A 17,469-nucleotide genomic window follows, 5' to 3' on the forward strand; every position below is an offset into this window, starting at 1 on the left:
GGAGGAGCGCTCAGCCTTGCCTTTCGGGAACGCTGACGACAAGCCCGTCGAGTTCGTCGCGCACCTTTATCTGGCACGACAGGCGCGAATTCGGCCTGACGTCATAGGCGAAGTCGAGCATGTCCTCTTCCATCGACTCCGGCTCGCCGACGATATCCGTCCAGGCTTCGTCGACATAGACGTGACAGGTCGCGCAGGCACAGGCGCCGCCGCACTCGGCCTCGATGCCGGGTACTGCATTGCGGATCGCGTTCTCCATGACGGTCGAGCCGTTCTCGGCTTCAACCTCATAGCGCGTGCCGTCGAAGGCGACGAATGTCAGCTTTGTCATGATTGGATTGGGTCCAGAATGCCTGATCAGGCCGACATAATCACTGCTGCGGCCATGTCAACAAGGCCGCCGGAGACGCGACCAAGCGTCCCGGCACGCCGCGGTCATCTGCACATGCCCGCCACGAAGTCGCGAGCCTCGTCGATCAGCACCTCCAGCCTGCGCTGCGCCTGCAGGTTGTCGGGCTGGCGCTCGATCTCGGCAGCGCAATCGGCGATGGCAAAGGCACCGACGCCGCGCGCCGATCCCAGAAGCTGGTGGGCGAGAAGCCGCCGCTCCGCTGGAGTCGATTGCGCGATACGCTCGCGAACCTGCTGCGTCTGCTGAAGAAACAGGCCAAGCACCTCCTCCTCGACGCCGCGGTCTCCCATCGTCTGCCGCGAAAGGTGCGCCAGGTCGATCGGTCTGCTTCGTGTTACACCTGAGCTTTCGCCCCCTGGCATCGAGAACGCAACGGCGTTCGCTTTGTTGTGTAGCATCTTCCCTGTGCCCTGCTCGACGCGGCCGAAGCCGCGCGCCGACCGTACGCCGATGTCGTGGAGAACGCGTTAATGACCCGATCGGCTAAAAAAAGGCTCATTCTCGCGCATCAGAGTTCGCCGGCATTAACCAAGTATTTAAACTTGTACGCATCGAGCCGCGTCGGAGTTCCATTCGATGATCGCGGTGGATAGGATGTGGGGCGGGTCAGATTGAGCTTTGCGCGCGCGGATTTCCCTGCCATTTTCGGCCGGGCGGTGCGGCAATGGTACAGGGTAAGAGCGGCATGGCTAAGGGACCGACGACATCGAAGACTCTCGAGGGTGATGTCGCCAAGGAACTTGAAGAAGCACTGAACAACGGTCTCGGGGGCAGCGGAGACCTCGATATCGCCGCTTCGATGGAGGACCTCGAGGCTCAGATAACGCAGGCGGCCGAGGAGCTTACACGCGAAAGCGCCGCGCTCAAGAAGCCTGCTAACGAGCCCGAAAACAACAAGAAACCTGTCGCTGCGCCCAAGCGTGCGGCGGCCGAGGAGGTCAAGCCGGTGTCGACCGTGGGCCTGCAGCCCGTCGAGGGACCGGCTGCCACGCCCCAATTCGCGCCGGCGAACGACGACACGGTGCGCGACGCGCGCCAGATCCTCCAAAGCCTTAGCCGTAAGTCCTCATCGACCGTCTATTGGGCCGTCGCGCTGCTTTCCCTGGTTTGGATCGCGGCCGGGGTGGCCCTCGGCTATGCGCTGGTCGGTTCCGATCAACTGACCTTTGCCGAGGCGCTGAACCAGCCTGCCGCCGTCCTGATCACCATGCTGACGCTCGTTCCAGTGGTCCTCTTCTGGGCGTTCGCGGTGATGGTCCGTCGCGCCCAGGACATGCGGCTTGCAGCCGAGGGCATGGCCGAGGTCGCTGCGCGGCTGGCCGAACCCGAGAACCTCGCGCAGGGCCGTATCCTGACCGTCGGCCAGGCGGTCCGCCGCGAGGTCGCGGCAATGGGCGAAGGCATCGAACGCACGCTCGCTCGGGCGGCCGAACTCGAGGCACTGGTCAGTTCCGAGGTCAACAACCTCGAGCGCTCCTATTCCGACAACGAGGCGCGGATCCGCGCGCTCGTGGACGGTCTCGGCAACGAGCGCGAAGCCGTGGTCGGCCATGCCGAGCGTGTACGCTCCGCGATCGAGGGCGCCAACGACACGTTGAAGGATCAGTTGAACAGCGCCAGCGACATGCTGCGCGAAAGCATCGTCGGCGCCTCCACGAACCTCTCCATGACCATCGCCAGTTCCGGCGATTCGCTGATCGGCCGGCTCCACGAGAGCGGAAACTCGATGTTCGAGTCGATCGGCAGCAGGCTCGACAGCCTGAACGAGCGCATCACCACGTCCGGGGAAGCTTTCGCCAGCCTGCTCGATACCCGCATCGCGACGCTGAAGCAGACCACCGATGACGCGACGCGGTCCCTGTCCGACCTTCTCGACGAGCGGACGTCCGGCATGGTGTCGTTGCTGGGCGGTGCGGCGCGCACGCTCAACGACGAGTTTGACCACAATCTCAAGGCGATCGAGCGGACGCTGGCCGAACGCGGCCAGAGCCTGATCAGCGAATTCCAGACCCGCGCCGAGGCTCTCGACACCGGGACGGAGAAGCTGAACGCGGCACTCGAAGCCCGCGCACGACAGATCAACGAAAACCTCGTCGAGCGCGCGAGCGAGATCGCGGCCACCTTCTCGGCCGGCGAAGAGCGGATCGTGAACCTGTTCGACGGCAACAGGTCCAGGCTGGAAGCCGAACTGTCGGACGTCGTCACCTCCACGTCGACTATACTGGAGGCCCATGCCCTGGACTTCGCCGGTCGGCTGGAAGCCGCACGCGAGGCTGCGGCCGGCAGCTTCGAGGCAGAGCTTGGCAGCCTCGCCGCGACACGGCAGGACATCGACGCTCTCATCCAGGACCACGCCAGCAAGCTCACCGAGAGCGGCGAGCGCATGTCGAGCCTCCTGCGCGACGATCTTGAGCGGCACGCGCTCAGCCGCGGCGACATCGAGCAGGCGGTCGAGGCGCAGATCCACAAGCTGGCGGAAGGCCGCGATGCGATGGCCAAGGCCGTGGAGGACGATCTCCGGCGCCTCGACGAGTCGCGCACCCTGATCGACCTGTCCCTCTCCGAGCAGTTGCAGAAGATCGCCGACAGCCGGGAGAATCTCGGCCGCGCGCTACAGGAAGATGCCGAGAGGCTGGCCGAGAACCGTGCCAGCATCGACGAGATGGTGGTCTCGCACGTCACCAAGCTGAGCGAGGGGCGCAACATCCTTTCGCGCGCACTGGAAGCGGATGTCTCGGCCGTCGAAGGCATGGTTGCGTCCCAGGCGCAGCGCTTCGAGGAAGCGCGCAGTGCCCTCTCCCAGGCCTTCGAGAAGGACCTGGAGCGTCTGGACGCGACGGTCACGTTGCAAACCGCCCGCATCGCCGACACGCGCGACGCGCTCAGCCGGGCCATCGACCAGGACCTCGGCAGCGTCGATACAATCGTTTCCACCCAGGTGGAGAAGATCGAAGCCGGCCGGCGCGCCTTCACCGATGCCCTGCAGAGCGATCTCGCCGAGGTCGAGAACGTCGTTGCCGCGCAGATCGGGCGCATCGCAGAGAGCCGCCAGTCGCTCTCCCTGGCACTTGAGAGCGACGTCCAGACCATTGACGGCCTCGTTTCGGGCCAGGTCGAGAAAGTGGAGCTTGGCCGAAACGTCCTGTCGAAGGCGCTCGAGGCCGACATCGAAAGCATCGATTCTATGGTCGCGCTCCACCTCGACAAGCTCTCCGAGGGCCGCCGCATCCTTTCGCGCGCACTCGAGACCGAGATGGGCGACATCGAAGGCTTGCTCGCCGGGCAGTCGGGCAAGGTGGCCGAGGCCCGCGAGGCGCTTTCAAGCGCGTTCGCCTCCGACATGACCGCGATCGACGAGATGATCGCCACGCATGTCAACAAGCTGGTGGAGGGGCGTGGCGTGCTGACGTCAGCCCTGGAGGGCGACATTATCGCCATCCACGCCGCTGGCGACGAACAGGCCCGCCGCTTCGAGGAAGCGCGCGAGGCCCTGTCGAAGCGCCTTGCCGACGACCTCACAAAGCTCGACGAGAGCCGTTCCGCAATAGACGGCCTCGTGGCCGCGCAAGTCGAGAAGCTGGCGCAGGGACGCGACATCCTGAAGCGCGCCCTCGAGGCGGACATGGAGAAGCTCGCCGAGAGCCGCGCCGGCATCGATGGTCTCGTCGCCTCACAGGTCGAGAAACTGGCAGAGGGGCGCGACATCTTGAGGCGCGCCCTGGAGGCGGACTTGGCGAAGTTGTCCGAAAGCCGTGTGGAGATCGACGGCATTGCGGCCAGCCATGTCGAGCACCTTGCGGCCGGACGCGAAGTGCTCAAGCAGGCGCTCGAAGCCGACCTCGCTCGCCTTCTCGAAAGCCGGGCCGAGATCAACAGCATCGCCGCCGGTCACGTCGAAAAGCTGGAAGAAGGCCGCGAGATGCTCAAGCGGGCCCTCGAAGCCGACCTCACCACGCTGCAGGAAGGCCGCGCCACAGTCGACGCCCTGGTGGTCGACCATGTGCAGAAGTTCGCCGAGGGCCGGAACGTGCTGACCAGGGCTCTCGAAGCCGACCTGGCGCGCGTGAACGAAGCGCGCAGCGAAATCGACCAACTCGTCAACTCGCATTTCGACAAGCTGGCCGAGGGCCGCGACGCGCTGCGCCTGGCGCTGCAGGCCGACCTCGACAAGCTTTCCGAGACCCGCGGCGAGATCGACGGGCTCGTCCAGTCGCAGGTCGAGAAGCTGTCCCAGGGTCGGGACGTGCTCACCCAGGTGCTGGAAGCCGATCTCGGCAAGCTCGCCGAAGAGCGCGCCCGCATCGACGAAGGTATCGTCAGTCACGTTTCCAAGCTCGCCGAAGGACGCCGGCTGCTTACGCGGGCTCTCGAGGTCGACCTGGAGAAGGTCCAGGAGCGCGGAGGCATGCTCGACCAGATCGTCGAGAAGCAGTTGCAGCGCATCGCCGAAGGCCGGGACATGCTCGCCCGCGCGATCGAGACCGACATGTCTGGCCTCGAAGACGTCATCCGTAGCCAGATCGTGAAGCTAGGCGACAGCCGCGAGGTGCTGTCGCAGGCGCTCGATCAGGATATGTCAAATATCGGCCAACTGATCGACACCCATTCGCAGCGGCTTGCGGACACCCGTGGCGCAATCACCGCGGCCCTGCAGGCCGATCTACAGGCCGTCGAGCAGGCAATCGCCACGCATTCGGGCATGTTCTCGGAGGGCCGCGAGGCGCTGAGCCGGACGCTCGCCGACGATCTGGCCAAGCTCGCCGAGAGCCGCGGCGCGATCGACGGACTGGTGGCCGCACAGGTCGAGAAGCTGGCGCAGGGCCGCGACATCCTGAAGCGTGCGCTGGAGGTGGATCTAACCCGCCTGGGCGAAACCCGCGGCGACATCGATCGCATGATCGAACAGCACGTCGGCAAGATTGCCGAAGGGCGCGAGATCCTTGTCCGTGCGCTGGACGAGGATCTGGCGACGCTTTCGACCGCCAGGGAAGATGTCAACCGACTTGTACAGTCGCAGGTGTCCGCGATCACCGAAGGCCGCAGCGTGCTTGCGGAGGCTGTCGAATCCGAACTCCAGAAGTTCGCCGACAGCCGGGCAGGCATCGACGCTTCGGTGGCAGGACATATCCAGAAGCTCGCCGAGGGGCGCGAAATCCTTGCCCGCGCTCTCGAAAGCGACCTCGGCAAGCTCTCCGAGGCTCGGAGTGTGATCGATCTCGAGATCGCCTCTCATATCGACACGATCGCCGGCAAACGCGAGTTGATCTCGCAGGCGCTGGCGGACGATGTGCAGAAGATCGGAGATGCCTTCGATCGCCAGACCGGCGTGATCGAGGAGCGCACCGGCACCATGAGGCGCGCACTCGAAGCCGGCGTGGAGAATGTTCGCTCGGCTCTGGAGGGTACCGCAGTTTCGATCGCCACCAGCCTGCGCGACAAGGTGATGGAAATCACCACGGATCTGCACAGGCAGGCCGGAGACGCCTTCAGCGACGCCGACCGCCGCATCGCGGAACGTGCCGCCGAGACCTCTTCGGAACTGCTGGCGCGCGCCAGCGACATTGCAGAGGTGTTCGCCGAGGCAGACCGCCGTATTCTTGCCCGCACGGACGAGACGGCCAGCGCCCTCTCCTCGCGCGCGGCTGAGGTTGCACTCACCTTCGACGAGGCCGACCGCAAGCTGGTGGACCGCGCCGCCGCCATGGCCGAGACACTGGCGTCGCGCGCAGCCGAGATCGGTCAGCGCTTCGACAATGTGGACGCGACGTTCGGCCGCCGCATCGGCGAGACGGCGGAAACGCTCAGCGCTCGGGCGGCGGAACTGCGCGGCGTATTCGACAAAATCGACGAGCAGATCGCAGCCCGCTTCGGACAAGGTGCCGAGGCGCTCGGGGCCCGGACAGAGGAGATCGGGGCGCTGTTCGATACGGCCGACCGCAAGTTCGCAGCCCGCATCGAGGGCGGTGCGGAAGCCTTCGGCACTCGTGCGAACGAACTGATTCAGGTCTTCGAGGACGCGGATCAGCGGCTGACTGTGCGCGCCGGCGAGACCGCTGCCAGCCTGGCGGAACGTGCCGTCGAGATCGGTCGTGTCTTCGAGAGCGCCGAAGAACGCATCGTTGCGAGGACGGATGCCGCATCCGAGGCCCTCGCCGCGCGGGCGGTCGAGATGGGCGAGGTCTTCAAGGGCGCCGACGAACAGTTGGCTGCCCGAGTCGGCGAAAGCGCCTCCCTGCTGAGCGCAAAGGCAGAGGAAGTCACGGGAGCCTTCAGCTCTGCCGAACAGCGCGTACTCGCCAGCGTGGAGCGGTCGTCGCGCGAACTGGAAACGAGAGCTCGCTCGGTCGAAGAAGCTCTCTCCACCACCGATCAGCGGGTGATGGCCGGGGCACAGGCTGCCGCGGAACATGTCGACGCCCGGCTTTCGGAGGCGCAGAGCCGCCTTGCCGAGAGCGCCCAGGCCGCCGCTGCCCGAGTGGACGCCACGATCTCCGGTGTGGAAGACCGCATCGCCCAGGGCGCGGAGACGCTTGGCCAGAAGGTGCACGAGCACGTCGCGAGCGCCGAGGAGCACCTCGTTTCGCGCGCGGGCGTCATCGAGAACACCTTCGCGTCGGTCAGCAAGAACATCGGCCAGAGCACGAACGACGCTGCCCGCTCGATCGGCGCCACGGCACGCGAGCTCAATCAACTGATGGCGGAGCGCTCGGCCGAGATTAGCCGCGTCCTCGACGAGACGGCGAAGCCGCTCGCTGAAAAGCTGGGTGCGGCCAACGCCGAACTTGAGAAGACGGTGGAGGACGCCTCCGAAAGGGCGGCCGAGAAGCTGCGTTCGGAGAACGCCGCGCTCGCGGAAGCGCTCGCCAACCGCACGGCGGAGACGCTGTCTGCAGTCGACGGCGCCCGCGACAGCCTGGCGACTACCGTCCAAGACCTCATCGGCAGGATGTCCACGTCGAGCGCCAAGCTCGGCCAGCTCATCGAGGCTGCTGCGGCAAACCTCGGCAAGGTCGACTCGGAACTGGCAGAGACCACGGATCGCTTCGCCGCGACCACAGACAAGGCCGCTGCCACCTTCGCCAGTTCGGCCCGCCTGGTGGAATCCAACACCAGCCGCCTGACCGACCTCTCCTCGGGCACGCTGCGCGAGGTCGCCTCGATCGCCACCAGCTTCGAGGAGCACAGCCGCCTGCTCACCAGCGCCTCGCACCTGTTGAGCTCGGCCCAGAGCAATCTCGAGCACACGCTGGAGCGGCAGTCCTCGCTGGAGGATCTTGCGGTCGGTCTGGTGAAGAAGTCGGAGGAGCTCGAGAAGGTCATGAAGTCCTTCGAGGGCCTTGTATCCGGCGCCCTGGAGAAGGCGGAAGGCCGCGCGCTCGCCTCGACCGACAAGGTCCGCTCGGCCATCAACGAAGTGGTGGAATCCGCCACCAAGCGCTTCGCGGATGCAACCGAGGAGATGCGCCGCACCGCCAACTCGATCAAGGGCGATCTCGAATCGACGCGCGCGGAGCTCAAGAAGGGCATGCTGGACATGCCGCAGGAGGCGAAGGAGTCGACCACCGCGATCCGCCGCGCCGTCGGCGACCAGATCAAGGCGCTGAAGGAGCTTTCGGACATCGTCGCGAAATCCGGCCGCACGATCGACGTCTCGGACAAGTCGCAGGCCTCCCGCCGTCTCGTCCCGCCGCAAGCCAAGCCCGCGGCGGCACCCGAGCCGCTGCGTCCGGAACCGGCCCGCGAGGACCAGCGTCCGCGCAGCGGCGGCTGGGTCAGGGACCTGCTCAGCGGCGCTGCCCGTGCCGAGGAGGCCGATGTCGCCGTCCAGGCGCCCCGGCCCGCACCGAAGGCCGCGCAGAAGAACGCGGAGCCGCTCAGTTCGCTGTCGTCGGAGATCGCCCGCGCGATCGACCATGACGCGTCCATCGAGCTGTGGGGCCGCTACCGCCGCGGCGAGCGCAACGTCTTCGGCCGGCGCCTCTATACGCTGAAGGGGCAGCAGACCTTCGATGAGATCCGCCGCCGCTACCAGGCCGACGGAGACTTCAAGGCGGCGGTCGACCGCTACTGCCAGGACTTCGAGAAGCTGCTCAAGGACGTCGGCCGAAACGATCGGGACGACCGGCTGACCCTGACCTATCTCAGTTCCGAGACGGGCAAGGTCTACACCCTGCTTGCCCACGCAGCCGGGCGGCTGCGCTAAGCAGGGCCAGAGGCTTGCAAGGCGGCGCTTGACGCCGCCTGCCCTACTCCGCTGGTGTGCTGACTGCCCGTGGCACGCGCTTCGGCGACCGGGTGGTCCCCACATAGGTCCGCAAGATCGGGATCAGTGCGACCGTCGCGCCGACGAGCAGAACCCACCACGCCGGCCGGATCATGTAGTTGAAGTGCAGGTTGGCAGCGAGAACACGCAAGGGCGGGATGCCCGTCGCCAATCCGTACCATGCAAACTCAATCCCGGCCGTCAGGACCGCCGCCGCAATGGCGCAGCCGAGCAGCACGAAGGGCGAGGAAAGGCTGAACCTGCGCCCATGCAGGATACGGTAGGTCATGAGAAGCAGGAACAGCCCGCCGGTCAACGTCGCCTCGAAGACGTCCGCCTTGGTCTGCATGAAGAAATGCAGCCCGGCCAGGACGCCGATCGCGTAGACGATGCGGTGCAGGCGGTTCCAGTTGCGCCCCAGCCTACGGATGGCCGCGTCTGTCGAGGTGGCGCCGAGCACACAAAGCGCCAGCAGCGCCATGAAGCCGATCGTCAGGTAGACCCGCCGGGCGATCTCGGTCGCGACCCGCTGAAGATCCAGATTCTGATCGACAATGTACAAGGACAGGTGGGCGAGCGCATAGAACAGCGCCGCCAGCCCGATCATCCGACGCACGATGATCAGTTTCGGAAAATCCGCGATGCGGCGCAGCGGGGTGATCGCCAGCGAGATCATCAGAAAGCGGATCGCCCACGTTCCGGTCTCATGGATCGCTTCCGTCACCGGCCGGGGACCGAGTTGCCCGTGGCTCCACGACCACGCAATCCACAGGCCGGTGATCATCAATCCCGATAGAACAGCGGCTTTCAGCGGCGAGAACTTGCCGGATCGGTCGGTCCAAGGGGTCAAGACATGTGTTCCCCGTCATTGCCTGCTTGCATGCCAGCCGTAGCGGAGCTTGCAGCCACACTCCATTGACAAAGCCTCACTTCCTAGTGAGCCGCGGCCACGTGGTCGTAGGGCGATACTGTGCCAAAAACGTCTCTGTGCACTTAAATTTTACTATCTTTGCCCTATTGGTCGAAAATTCAGCAATCTGTGCTCGTTTATAGATTCTATAGAATCTACTTGAATTCTGCCCCACCAGCACGAACGCTGGGGCTCATTAAGAAAAGTTTCGACGACGAATGCTGACCAGAAAGGGAAAATACGGGCTCAAGGCGCTCCTTCACCTTTCCCGGCTGCAACCAGGCGAGTTGGCCTTCGTCAGCGACATCGCGAAAGCGAACAACATCCCGAAGAAGTTCCTCGACGCCATTCTCGGGGAACTGCGGAATGCCGGTTTCGTGCAGAGCCGCAAAGGCAAGGAAGGCGGCTATCGCCTCGCCCGCCCCGCCGCGGACATCAAGATCGGGCACGTCGTACGTGCGCTGGACGGGCCGCTGGCTCCGATCCAGTGCGCCAGCCTCACGCGCTATGAGCGCTGCGAGGACTGCGACGAGGCGACCTGCGAGGTGAGGCACATGATGCTCGAGGTCCGCCATGCGATCGCAGCGGTGCTCGACAACCGCAGCCTCGCGCAAATGCGCGACGCGGCCAATGACGATCTCGAGATGCTTTTGGCGCGGACGGCCTAGGCAATTCTTCCGGGCTCTGATGGCCCATTGGCAAATCCGGCCTTACAGACTGAGCGATCCTGCTTAGTGGATGATGCCGAATACAAGCGCCGCGGAAAACCCGACTGCGGCAGCGAAGGTTAGCTTCGCGACAAGCTCGGCTCCGAAACGCCCGCGGAACGCGCGAGCCGGCCGAGGGACGTCCGACAGATGATTTGCCATGCGGCCTCCTCACTGCCTTTAGTCTACAAAGTTTCTGGACATTGTCGATTACAAAATTCCCGCAGCCTCGTAATGGCTGTTCTCAGGGGGAGAGACGTAACGTTGTTCCCAGATCCGCCTAGCCGACGCTACATCATGATCGCCCTCGAATTCACTGCCGCTCCCGGCCCTCCCGCTTCGCCTGCTCAAGATCTTCGTCCGACAGCACGCGAGAATCGGGATCAGCGGCGCTGCGGTCACCCGGGGCGAAGTGCAGCTTCTCCATGTAGGGGGTGGGCTTCTTGCGCCGGTAGTCGGCGAATTCCTTCGCGTAATAGGCCCTGGCTTCATCAACGGTTTTGGCCCCGGTCACGATATCGTGCATGAGGTTGAGCGCCAGGAGGTTCGCCTGCTCGTCATGGCAGCGAGCAGAGACTTCGCCCGCAGTGCGCTCCACGATCACGCTACCGTCGAATTCCGCAAGCTCAGAAAACTTCTCCACGGGAACCCTATAGTCGATGACCGATTCGACAGAATCAGTGTGCGGGGCGGGAAAGTTGTGCTCGTAAAACGCCTTGGAGGCCACGATGCGCTTCCACGGGCCAGGGCTATTCCAAATCAGCTGACTGTCAGTGATCTCGTCGGGTTCGCCGTACTGGTCGATGACCAGTTGTGCGGCCTCGCGGGATTCTTCCGGCCAGCTTTCAGTGTGCCGGGATTTCGGCTTGTCGGGCATGATGTACCTCCGCTACCACTCCCGCCAACCGCGACGGCTCATAAATGTTCCTGGAGTGCCGGGAGCCCTATCGAGTGCGCTGGGGAAACGAGCGAGGTCGCCTGAGCAATACCGACTGGCTCGGCGGCCAGCAGCTTACGAGAAACTGTCGAGCTATCTTTCGCTCGAAAGCCTTCCGCCTAATCGTACAAGCCGTCTATCGCGTCATGCAGTTGGCGTCGCTCTTCCGGCGCCAGTTTCGGATGCGAGATCATCGCATAAATCATGGCCGCCGCCAGGATTGCCGGGGCCGCAAGCATGAGGACAATCAGCAGGGCCGTATCGAACATGGCGTCCTCCTGCGTTTGTCGGAGGAACGCCGGGGATAGCCGCAGGTTCCGCTACGGAAGCTTCGTTAACGGCGACTCCAGCGCGGTGATGAACGGCAGCCCCTTGCGGCGACTCGTCCAGCCGACCACCACGACCTTCGCGGCCATGGGTTCGAAGCGCCGCGCCAACGCCCAACTGCGGCAGTCGATCGCCGCTACATCGGCCCTGCCCTCAGCGACGGCAATGATCGAGTTGCGGTGCCCGCCAGTTTCGACGTGCTCGGGGAAGATGGAGAGGTCCTCTCCCATTGCCTCAAGATCGCGCGTGAATGCGATCTTGCCGGAGAGGGAGTCGTCGCTGTTGTAGGCGAACCGCCGTCCACGCAGCAGATCGAGTGGAATCGGTGACGAATCGTCCGGCGCCGGCGGCGCTTCTCCGGCTCGCATCACGATGGCGCTGGAGTAGTATTGGCCATCCCCTCCTTCATAGGCAGAGTAGTCCGGCTGTCCCAGGACCCGGACATGCTTGCCGAGGCCGTGCTCCAGCGGCCCCCAGCAGGCTTGCGAAAACAGAAGTTTTGGGTGGCGCCACAGCGCATCGCGATCCAGTTCGTCGGGTGGAAGAATGGCCGGATCGGGCGCGATCACTGCGCCGCCCGCGTCTCGGATCCCGCCCGGAACCGGCGGCATGTCAGCGTTCCGGCGCACAAGGCGCAGCGGAGCGTCAACCCCCTGCTCGAGCAGCCGCTTCCGCATCGACTCCCATTCGGCATCCACCTCGGCCATGTTCTCGGGCCAGTCATACATGGGTAGCGCTGCGATGAATTTCGTCATGTCCGTACCTCAGGACTGCACAGCGCAAAAATGCAAGCGAGGATCTCAGTCCTTCGGCGGCTCTGCCGGCACCGGCGCCGAGCCGAGTCCGTTCAGCGAGCGCCGCAGCACCCTCGGCCTGAAGGCGCGTCCAGCCTCCGGGGCACGCCGGAGCGCGGGATGGACCACCGGCTCCTTCGCCTTGAAGGCAAAGCTCTTCAGTAGCGCGAGGTAGTTGGGGAAAACGTAGCCGCGGTTCATCGCGACCCACTCCTCGCGACGTTCGCGAAACAGCGCCGGCAGTTCGTACCAGGGCGTGGTCGGGCTCTTGTGGTGCACGAGGTGAAGATTGTTGTTCAGGAAGAAGAACGCCAGCGGCGAACGCTCAACGATTATGGTGCGCCCATCTGGCCGTTCAGACCATTGATGCTCCGCGTATGTCCTCACCGAGATCAGCGACTGCCCGAGCCATACGGCGGTCAGGTAGGCCCACACCGGAATCGTGAAGAAGGAGAACGCTATCGCGAGCATGATGACCATGCCCACGGCATGGTGGAGCCAGGCCCTCCTCACCGCCTTGTCGCCGTCCGCCATCAGCTTGACTTCGCTGGCGAGAAAGCCGGCGCTGCCGAGCAGTGGACCGAGTATGATGCGCCCGACCATGGTGTTGTTGACCGTCAGCACGAGCTTCAGGAAGTCCGGCAGTTCCTCATGTCTCCACAAGGCCTGATAATAGGATTCCGGATCGTCGAACGGATCGGTCAGGCTGTCGTCGGCGTGATGGCGAAGATGAAGCGCCTTGAAGCGGCGATACGGATAGACCAGGCCAATCGGCAGGCCGATCAGCAATTCGTTGACCCATGCCTTGCGAGTAGGATGTCCGTGCAGCACCTCGTGGATGAGCGAGGACTGCAAGGCGAGGACGAAGGCGAGCAGGATCGTGGTCGTGATCGGGTAGTGGTCCCAGCCGGCAGCGCCAAGCAGAGCCCAGGCTGCGTAAGTGGCGACGATCAGAAAAAAGGTGGGCCACTCGACGCTCTGCCGACGGCCCACAGACCTGGTACTCTTGGATGTCATAAAACCGACCACTGCCCCTCCAGCCGCCGGAACCCTCGCGATTCCTGACAACATGGTGTCAGGAGAATTCGGTTCATTCAACGCGACAAAGCGTAGAATTGGTTGTATTTGCGCACGATGGGCGCCATTTGTTGTGAGAACACAACAATGCGGTGTTTACCCTAGGAAAGCTTTGAATCCCAGCGGAACGAGCAGGCCAATGGACAAGCGCGACCTTTCCGGACTTTTTCGCGAGCGCCTGCGCCTGCTGTTGCAGAGGGCGGAGGCCAATCGCTCGGCCTTCGCCGCCTCGATCGGCATCGACCGCTCAGCGTTGTCGCAGATGCTGTCGGAGACCTCGACTCGCCTCCCCCGTGCCGAAACGCTGCTCGCCATTGCCGCCGAGCACAAGGTGTCGCTCGACTGGTTGCTCGGCCTGTCGCAGGACGAAGGACTGACCGGCGAGATCCGCGAGAGCCTCGAGATCGAGGAGGCGCCGGGCGGATTCGACCAGACTTTGCTGGCCAAGTGGCACGCCGAGGCGGCGGGCACCAAGGTCCGATACGTTCCGGCCGGAATTCCCGACCTGCTGCGTACCGAGGCGCTGATCAGCTACGAGGCCTCTATCGGAGGCCGCAGCCGCGAGACACAGGCCGGCGAGACCCAGTACCGCATTGAATACAACCGCCGGCCCGAGACCGACATGGAAGTCTGCATGCCCCGCCACACGCTGGAGGTCTTCGCAAAGGGGCTGGGAATATGGTCCGACTTCCCGAAAAAGGCGCGGCGCGAGCAACTCGACCACATGGCCGCCCTGCTCGACGAACTCTACCCCGCCTTGCGGCTCTTCCTCTATGACGGACGCCAGCGCTATTCGATCCCCTACACCATCTTCGGCCCCTATCGTGCGGCGATCTATGTCGGCGACATGTATCTGGTCCTGAACGCGACGGCGACCATCCAGGCGCTAACCCGGCACTTTGACAGCCTCATCCGAGCGGCGGTCGTGAACCCTCACGAGTCTGCCGCCTTTGCCGCAAGTCTGGGCAAGGAACTGAAATAGGCCGTCACGCCACCCATTTGATTTGACCTCGCATAAAGACTTCTTTATATCTTTATTCTGCGATTTCGACGAGAGAACTCCCATGACAAACCCCATCGATGCGCTGCTGGCCGAGAAGGGCATTCTGCTCGCCGACGGCGCCACCGGCACCAACCTGTTCGGCATGGGGCTCGCCTCCGGTGAGGCGCCGGAGCTCTGGAACGAAACCGCTCCGGAGAAGATCGTCGCCCTGCATCAGAATTTCGTCGATGCGGGCGCCGACATCATCCTCACCAACTCCTTCGGCGGCACGCGGCACCGGCTGAAGCTCCACCACGCCCAGGACCGGGTATTCGAGTTGAACAAGAAGGCCGCCGAGATCGCCCACTCCGTCGCTGACAAGGCAGGACGCAAGGTCATCGTTGCCGGCTCCATCGGGCCGACCGGCGAACTCCTCGAGCCGCTCGGCGCGCTGACCTATGATCAGGCCGTGGAGGCATTCCGCGAGCAGATCGAGGGACTGAAGGCGGGCGGCGCCGAGATCGCCTGGATCGAGACGATGTCGGCCCCGGGGGAAGCACGGGCTGCCGCCCAGGCTGCGATCGAAGCCGGCCTCCCCTACACCTATACCTTCTCCTTCGACACAGCTGGACGTTCAATGATGGGCCTGGCACCGAAGGACGTTCACGGCGTAGCCGACGGCCTGACAGAGCCCGCGGTGGCTGTCGGGGCGAATTGCGGCGTCGGCGCAGCCGATATCCTCGCATCGCTCCTCGACATGACCGAGGCCAGGCCCGATGCGACGATCATCGTGAAGGGCAATTGCGGCATACCGGAATTCCGCGGAACCGAAATCCACTATTCGGGCACGCCCGAACTGATGTCCGATTACGTTCGCCTGGCGGTCGACGCCGGCGCAAAGATCATCGGCGGCTGCTGCGGAACTTCGTTCCAGCATCTTGCGGCGATGCGAAAGTCGCTCGACGAACACACGCCCGCGAGCCGGCCGACGGTGGAGACGATCACGACCCGCATCGGCCCGCTGCGCAACAAGACCGCGCACGAGAGCGGATCGGGCGATGCCGGCGAGGGCCGCCGCGAGCGTCGCCGCCGTGCGTAGGCCGGCTCAGGTCAACGCCGGAACCACGATGTCCTGGAAAACGCGGACGTAGTGCCGCTCGCGTTCTTCAAGCCACTCGTAGCCGCGCGGCCAGCTTGACGCGTCGGTGACGGGCAAGGGCAGGCGGCTGAGATAGCAGCACCCCTTGAAGCCGAGCAGGGAGGCATCGAGCGCGGAGCCCAGATCAGGCTCGTAGGCGGAAAGCCGGCTGACGGTCGTCGCCCATTTCTCTCCCCGCTGTCCTCTCGCGAACAGGCCGACGCTGCGGTTCGCGACGTAAAGCGAGAGAACGAGGTCGTCGGCGACCCGGCGCCAGCGCGAATAGAGGCTGCCATGTTCGATGCGGGCGTCGTCCCGCCGGGCGATGTACCCGTCCCAAAATCGCTTGATCTCCGCAGCCGACAGCGAGCGCGGGCCGCCGTGCGCAAAATCCCATTCGTCTATCTCGCCATCCGACATGGAAATCTCCCGCCCGTTCGCTGGAACAGTCTATAGTTATCCTACTGATTATGAACGGTGGGCGGCTTCGCCAGTGCAATACCCCCTCTCCGTCTCGCCCTTCGGGCTCGCTCTCCCCCGCTCCGCGGTGGCGAGGAAGGACGCCCGCCCGCTCGGCGCCCCTTCCTCGCCCCATTTAGGGGGAGAGGTGCCGACCGCAGCGAGCCGGAGAGGGGAACATGCTCGCGACAACTCACCTATAGATCCTCGATGTCGCGCCGCGCCCTTTTGAGGATGTCGCGTGCCTTGCGCGCCTGCTCGCGGGTGAACTGGCCGCGCCGAAGCCGCATGTACACGGACTTGGCGACCTCCCTCACCTCCTCGCCGAGCGAAATGTCTTCGCCCTGCGCGACCTCGTCGATCTGGGCGTTGATGCGCGCCAGATCCTCGGCATTTTCCTTGAGATACGTCCTTCCCTGGTCGGTGATGGAATAGAGGCGCTTGTTGCCGTCCGCCTGGGACACGACAAGATCGGCCTCCTCCATCATCTGCAGCATCGGATAGATCGCGCCGGGGCTCGGGCTGTAGGCGCCCTGGAAGCGTGTCTCCAGAGCCTTGATGATGTCGTAGCCGTGACGCGGCTGCTCGGCGATGAGTCCGAGCACCACGAGGCGCAGAGCGCCTGGGTCGAACATACGCGGACCGCGCCCGCCGAACGGGCCACCGCGGTGGCGGCCGAAAGGGCCACCGCCGCCGCGTCCACCGAAACGGCTGCCGCCCTCACCCGACGCCATCGCCCAGCCGCCGCACGCGTGCCGAGAGCCATAGAACCGACCGAACATCTTCGCCTCCTATTCAGCGATGCATCGTTCCGACGATATATCTATGGGACGATATATCGTTTGCAAGGGGCGACAGCTATCTGGGCGAGGCAGCTAATCTGCCCCGGCCTATCGCTGGTGAAAGGGAAGCACCTGTCCTACCGGACATTGAGGGTTCGAAGGAACACGGCGCTTCACAAGCAGTTGGAAGAATAGATGCCGTCGGAACGTTCAAAGATCAGCTGAGGACAACTCCCCGGCTCTATAGGGAGAGATTATCATGAGAACAATCTCAGTCGGATTGGCGATGCTTCTGGTGAGCTCCGGCGCAGCGCTAGCGGCCACACCAGCCAAGACCACAGAAGGCCCGAGCGGTAAGATCTGGACCGATCAGAAAGGCATGACGCTCTACACCTTCGACAAGGACGCGGGCGGGAAATCGAACTGCTACAAGCAGTGCGCGGCGACCTGGCACCCGCTGAAGGCCGGCAAATCCGCGCGGGCCTCGGGCGAGTGGACCGTCGTCAATCGTACCGACGGTTCGAAGATTGTGGGCCCATGAGGGCAAACCCCTCTACACCTACGTCGGCGACAAAAAGGCCGGCCAGGTCACTGGCGACGGCCAGGGCGGAGTCTGGCACGTGTTGAAGGCCAAGTAGGCCTGGCCGGCGCTCCGGATCTTGCCGGCTTTGTTGAACTTCA

At 64.4% G+C, this 17,469-nt stretch carries 14 protein-coding genes and 1 pseudogene; 5 read left to right on the forward strand and 10 right to left on the reverse strand.

Features of this window, described 5'->3' with window-relative positions; all coding sequences use genetic code 11:
* Window positions 1-10: 10 nt before the first annotated feature.
* Together HUI96_RS13205 and HUI96_RS13210 are read right to left on the reverse strand one after the other, a co-directional pair.
* Window positions 11-331 (reverse strand): 2Fe-2S iron-sulfur cluster-binding protein, encoded by a 321-nt coding sequence (locus tag HUI96_RS13205; protein ID WP_188255122.1) that lies wholly within the window; start codon window positions 329-331, stop codon window positions 11-13.
* A 104-nt stretch (window positions 332-435) separates the two neighbouring features.
* The gene (locus HUI96_RS13210; RefSeq protein WP_337918305.1) at window positions 436-702 is read right to left on the reverse strand and encodes an Hpt domain-containing protein; all 267 of its coding nucleotides are present in this window, start codon (window positions 700-702) and stop codon (window positions 436-438) included.
* A gap of 395 nt (window positions 703-1,097) precedes the next feature.
* Here HUI96_RS13210 and HUI96_RS13215 point away from each other — a divergent pair, with 395 nt between their 5' ends.
* Complete coding sequence (locus tag HUI96_RS13215; protein WP_188255124.1) at window positions 1,098-8,615, forward strand: hypothetical protein; 7,518 nt, start codon at window positions 1,098-1,100, stop codon at window positions 8,613-8,615.
* Between the two features lie 43 nt (window positions 8,616-8,658).
* Here HUI96_RS13215 and HUI96_RS13220 read toward each other — a convergent pair whose 3' ends face one another.
* Complete coding sequence (locus HUI96_RS13220) at window positions 8,659-9,525, reverse strand: sulfite oxidase heme-binding subunit YedZ (protein WP_210320157.1); 867 nt, start codon at window positions 9,523-9,525, stop codon at window positions 8,659-8,661.
* Between the two features lie 278 nt (window positions 9,526-9,803).
* Between HUI96_RS13220 and HUI96_RS13225 the strand changes: the two genes are divergently transcribed.
* Complete coding sequence (locus HUI96_RS13225; protein WP_188255125.1) at window positions 9,804-10,253, forward strand: RrF2 family transcriptional regulator; 450 nt, start codon at window positions 9,804-9,806, stop codon at window positions 10,251-10,253.
* Window positions 10,254-10,316: 63 nt separating this feature from the next.
* Here HUI96_RS13225 and HUI96_RS13230 read toward each other — a convergent pair whose 3' ends face one another.
* The 5 genes from HUI96_RS13230 to HUI96_RS13250 all read right to left on the reverse strand — a co-directional run bounded on the left by HUI96_RS13230 (window position 10,317) and on the right by HUI96_RS13250 (window position 13,367).
* The gene (locus tag HUI96_RS13230; protein ID WP_188255126.1) at window positions 10,317-10,454 is read right to left on the reverse strand and encodes a hypothetical protein; all 138 of its coding nucleotides are present in this window, start codon (window positions 10,452-10,454) and stop codon (window positions 10,317-10,319) included.
* 151 nt (window positions 10,455-10,605) lie between these two features.
* Window positions 10,606-11,169, reverse strand: coding sequence for a hypothetical protein (locus HUI96_RS13235; RefSeq protein ID WP_188255127.1), 564 nt, complete (start codon window positions 11,167-11,169; stop codon window positions 10,606-10,608).
* Between the two features lie 179 nt (window positions 11,170-11,348).
* Window positions 11,349-11,498 (reverse strand): hypothetical protein, encoded by a 150-nt coding sequence (locus tag HUI96_RS13240; RefSeq protein WP_188255128.1) that lies wholly within the window; start codon window positions 11,496-11,498, stop codon window positions 11,349-11,351.
* Window positions 11,499-11,549: 51 nt separating this feature from the next.
* Window positions 11,550-12,311: a phosphate/phosphite/phosphonate ABC transporter substrate-binding protein gene (locus HUI96_RS13245; protein WP_188255129.1), complete on the reverse strand. Its 762-nt coding sequence runs from the start codon at window positions 12,309-12,311 to the stop codon at window positions 11,550-11,552.
* Between the two features lie 45 nt (window positions 12,312-12,356).
* The gene (locus HUI96_RS13250; RefSeq protein ID WP_188255130.1) at window positions 12,357-13,367 is read right to left on the reverse strand and encodes a fatty acid desaturase; all 1,011 of its coding nucleotides are present in this window, start codon (window positions 13,365-13,367) and stop codon (window positions 12,357-12,359) included.
* 199 nt (window positions 13,368-13,566) lie between these two features.
* Between HUI96_RS13250 and HUI96_RS13255 the strand changes: the two genes are divergently transcribed.
* Both HUI96_RS13255 and bmt read left to right on the forward strand, forming a co-directional pair.
* Entirely contained in the window at window positions 13,567-14,409 is an 843-nt protein-coding gene (locus HUI96_RS13255; protein ID WP_188255131.1) for a helix-turn-helix domain-containing protein, read from the forward strand.
* A gap of 82 nt (window positions 14,410-14,491) precedes the next feature.
* Window positions 14,492-15,508 carry a betaine--homocysteine S-methyltransferase gene (gene bmt / locus HUI96_RS13260; protein ID WP_188255132.1) on the forward strand — a complete coding sequence of 339 codons (1,017 nt, stop codon included), beginning with the start codon at window positions 14,492-14,494 and terminating at the stop codon, window positions 15,506-15,508.
* A gap of 6 nt (window positions 15,509-15,514) precedes the next feature.
* Here bmt and HUI96_RS13265 read toward each other — a convergent pair whose 3' ends face one another.
* A complete protein-coding gene (locus HUI96_RS13265; RefSeq protein WP_188255133.1) occupies window positions 15,515-15,967 on the reverse strand; it encodes a hypothetical protein in 453 nt (150 codons plus the stop codon).
* A 236-nt stretch (window positions 15,968-16,203) separates the two neighbouring features.
* On the reverse strand, window positions 16,204-16,788 hold the full coding sequence (locus tag HUI96_RS13270; RefSeq protein WP_188255134.1) for a PadR family transcriptional regulator: 585 nt from the start codon (window positions 16,786-16,788) through the stop codon (window positions 16,204-16,206).
* A gap of 259 nt (window positions 16,789-17,047) precedes the next feature.
* On the opposite strand from HUI96_RS13270, the pseudogene HUI96_RS13275 reads away from it, so the two are divergent.
* Window positions 17,048-17,426, forward strand: a pseudogene (locus tag HUI96_RS13275) (COG4315 family predicted lipoprotein).
* Window positions 17,427-17,469: the final 43 nt, after the last annotated feature.

Origin of the sequence: Pseudaminobacter soli (ex Zhang et al. 2022), from assembly GCF_014595955.1 — a bacterium.
In the GTDB taxonomy this organism is placed as follows: Bacteria; Pseudomonadota; Alphaproteobacteria; order Rhizobiales; family Rhizobiaceae; genus Kumtagia; species Kumtagia pseudosoli.